This is a genomic window from Pseudomonas sp. ACN5, from assembly GCF_002303975.1.
Classification (GTDB): Bacteria; Pseudomonadota; Gammaproteobacteria; order Pseudomonadales; family Pseudomonadaceae; genus Aquipseudomonas; species Aquipseudomonas laurylsulfatiphila.
The window spans coordinates 1-3,220 of record NZ_MRCP01000035.1; the positions used below are offsets into that span (position 1 = coordinate 1).

General features: G+C 51.7%; 2 rRNA genes. Both read right to left on the bottom strand.

The window, feature by feature from the left end:
- Positions 1 to 17 precede the first annotated feature (17 nt).
- A 5S ribosomal RNA gene (rrf, locus tag BSF40_RS31260) occupies positions 18 to 133 on the bottom strand.
- A gap of 165 nt (positions 134 to 298) precedes the next feature.
- Positions 299 to 3,192 (bottom strand): 23S ribosomal RNA (locus BSF40_RS31265).
- Positions 3,193 to 3,220: the final 28 nt, after the last annotated feature.

A 3,220-nucleotide genomic window follows, 5' to 3' on the forward strand; every position in this document is an offset into this window, starting at 1 on the left:
GGGGTTTCGGAATTTAATCTTGACGATGACCTACTCTCACATGGGGAAACCCCACACTACCATCGGCGATGCATCGTTTCACTGCTGAGTTCGGGATGGGATCAGGTGGTTCCAATGCTCTATGGTCGTCAAGAAATTCGGGTACTGAGTCGTGACCGGTTGGCCTCGCTTCAGCAAATTGGGTATGTAATAGAGTTCGGTGTTTTGTGAGCGTCGAACTTTCGGTTCGTTTCGTCTTCACACACCGCAATCTGGCTCTGCTCTTTATTCAGGAGCAGTCAAATTGCTTGGGTGTTATATGGTCAAGCCTCACGGGCAATTAGTATTGGTTAGCTCAACGCCTCACAGCGCTTACACACCCAACCTATCAACGTCGTAGTCTTCGACGGCCCTTCAGGGGACTCAAGGTCCCAGTGAGATCTCATCTTGAGGCAAGTTTCCCGCTTAGATGCTTTCAGCGGTTATCTTTTCCGAACATAGCTACCCGGCAATGCCACTGGCGTGACAACCGGAACACCAGAGGTTCGTCCACTCCGGTCCTCTCGTACTAGGAGCAGCCCCTCTCAAATCTCAAACGTCCACGGCAGATAGGGACCGAACTGTCTCACGACGTTCTAAACCCAGCTCGCGTACCACTTTAAATGGCGAACAGCCATACCCTTGGGACCGGCTTCAGCCCCAGGATGTGATGAGCCGACATCGAGGTGCCAAACACCGCCGTCGATATGAACTCTTGGGCGGTATCAGCCTGTTATCCCCGGAGTACCTTTTATCCGTTGAGCGATGGCCCTTCCATACAGAACCACCGGATCACTAAGACCTACTTTCGTACCTGCTCGACGTGTCTGTCTCGCAGTCAAGCGCGCTTTTGCCTTTATACTCTACGACCGATTTCCGACCGGTCTGAGCGCACCTTCGTACTCCTCCGTTACTCTTTAGGAGGAGACCGCCCCAGTCAAACTACCCACCATACACTGTCCTCGATCCGGATAACGGACCTGAGTTAGAACCTCAAAGTTGCCAGGGTGGTATTTCAAGGATGGCTCCACGCGAACTGGCGTCCACGCTTCAAAGCCTCCCACCTATCCTACACAAGCAAATTCAAAGTCCAGTGCAAAGCTATAGTAAAGGTTCACGGGGTCTTTCCGTCTAGCCGCGGATACACTGCATCTTCACAGCGATTTCAATTTCACTGAGTCTCGGGTGGAGACAGCGCCGCCATCGTTACGCCATTCGTGCAGGTCGGAACTTACCCGACAAGGAATTTCGCTACCTTAGGACCGTTATAGTTACGGCCGCCGTTTACCGGGGCTTCGATCAAGAGCTTCGCGTTAGCTAACCCCATCAATTAACCTTCCGGCACCGGGCAGGCGTCACACCCTATACGTCCACTTTCGTGTTTGCAGAGTGCTGTGTTTTTAATAAACAGTCGCAGCGGCCTGGTATCTTCGACCGGCGTGGGCTTACGGAGCAAGTCCTTCACCCTCACCGGCGCACCTTCTCCCGAAGTTACGGTGCCATTTTGCCTAGTTCCTTCACCCGAGTTCTCTCAAGCGCCTTGGTATTCTCTACCCAACCACCTGTGTCGGTTTGGGGTACGGTTCCTGGTTATCTGAAGCTTAGAAGCTTTTCTTGGAAGCATGGCATCAACCACTTCGTGTTCCAAAGGAACACTCGTCATCAGCTCTCGGCCTTAAGATCCCGGATTTACCTAAGATCTCAGCCTACCACCTTAAACTTGGACAACCAACGCCAAGCTGGCCTAGCCTTCTCCGTCCCTCCATCGCAATAACCAGAAGTACAGGAATATTAACCTGTTTTCCATCGACTACGCTTTTCAGCCTCGCCTTAGGGACCGACTAACCCTGCGTCGATTAACGTTGCGCAGGAAACCTTGGTCTTTCGGCGTGGGTGTTTTTCACACCCATTGTCGTTACTCATGTCAGCATTCGCACTTCTGATACCTCCAGCAAGCTTCTCAACTCACCTTCACAGGCTTACAGAACGCTCCTCTACCGCATCACCCGAAGGTGATACCCGTAGCTTCGGTGTATGGTTTGAGCCCCGTTACATCTTCCGCGCAGGCCGACTCGACTAGTGAGCTATTACGCTTTCTTTAAAGGGTGGCTGCTTCTAAGCCAACCTCCTAGCTGTCTAAGCCTTCCCACATCGTTTCCCACTTAACCATAACTTTGGGACCTTAGCTGACGGTCTGGGTTGTTTCCCTTTTCACGACGGACGTTAGCACCCGCCGTGTGTCTCCCATGCTCGGCACTTGTAGGTATTCGGAGTTTGCATCGGTTTGGTAAGTCGGGATGACCCCCTAGCCGAAACAGTGCTCTACCCCCTACAGTGATACATGAGGCGCTACCTAAATAGCTTTCGAGGAGAACCAGCTATCTCCGAGCTTGATTAGCCTTTCACTCCGATCCACAGGTCATCCGCTAACTTTTCAACGGTAGTCGGTTCGGTCCTCCAGTCAGTGTTACCTAACCTTCAACCTGCCCATGGATAGATCGCCCGGTTTCGGGTCTATTCCCAGCGACTAGACGCCCTATTAAGACTCGCTTTCGCTACGCCTCCCCTATTCGGTTAAGCTCGCCACTGAAAATAAGTCGCTGACCCATTATACAAAAGGTACGCAGTCACCCAACAAAGTGGGCTCCCACTGCTTGTACGCATACGGTTTCAGGATCTATTTCACTCCCCTCTCCGGGGTTCTTTTCGCCTTTCCCTCACGGTACTAGTTCACTATCGGTCAGTCAGTAGTATTTAGCCTTGGAGGATGGTCCCCCCATATTCAGACAAAGTTTCTCGTGCTCCGTCCTACTCGATTTCATTGATAAGAGATTTTCGCGTACAGGGCTATCACCCACTATGGCCGCACTTTCCAGAGCGTTCCGCTAATCTCAAATCAACTTAAGGGCTAGTCCCCGTTCGCTCGCCACTACTAAGGGAATCTCGGTTGATTTCTTTTCCTCAGGGTACTTAGATGTTTCAGTTCCCCTGGTTCGCCTCTTGCACCTATGTATTCAGTACAAGATAACCATCTTATGATGGCTGGGTTCCCCCATTCAGACATCTCCGGATCAAAGTCTGTTTGCCGACTCCCCGAAGCTTTTCGCAGGCTACCACGTCTTTCATCGCCTCTGACTGCCAAGGCATCCACCGTATGCGCTTCTTCACTTGACCATATAACCCCAAGCAATCTGGTTATACT